Annotated in this window: 1 protein-coding gene; it reads right to left on the bottom strand. The window is 42.2% G+C overall.

The window, feature by feature from the left end:
* Positions 1-386: response regulator (locus tag BTA35_RS17175; protein ID WP_439098066.1), on the bottom strand; the 386-nt coding region annotated here is incomplete at its 3' end.
* Between the last annotated feature and the right edge of the window lie 26 nt (positions 387-412).

Genomic DNA, 412 nt, shown 5'->3' with positions numbered 1-412 from the left:
AATTGTTTGGGCTGGAATTTAGACAAGAAATCATCGCAGCCTACTTTTTGTACCATCGCCTTGTTAAAACTGCCGCTTAATGAAGTATGCAGAACAATAAATAGATCCTTCAGACGTGGGTCTTCACGAATTTCACGCGTTAAACGATAGCCATCCATTTCTGGCATTTCAGCATCGGTAATTAACATTAACAGCTTTCTTGGAACGTCTTCACCTGCATCAGCCCATGCCTTCAGCTTGTCAAGTCCTTCACGGCCATCACGTGATTCATGGATGGTAATGCCCAGCTGACTCAAGGTTTCTTTTACTTGGCTGCGCGCAGTAGATGAATCATCTACCATCAATATTTCCATATCCTTAGCGGCATTTAGAATACGGTCATCCATGCTTTCTGTATCAAGTGTAATTGTAT

It is taken from the genome of Oceanospirillum linum, from assembly GCF_001995095.2.
GTDB classification, from domain to species: domain Bacteria; phylum Pseudomonadota; class Gammaproteobacteria; order Pseudomonadales; family Halomonadaceae; genus Oceanospirillum; species Oceanospirillum linum.
This window is presented reverse-complemented; position numbering and strand designations above follow the sequence as displayed.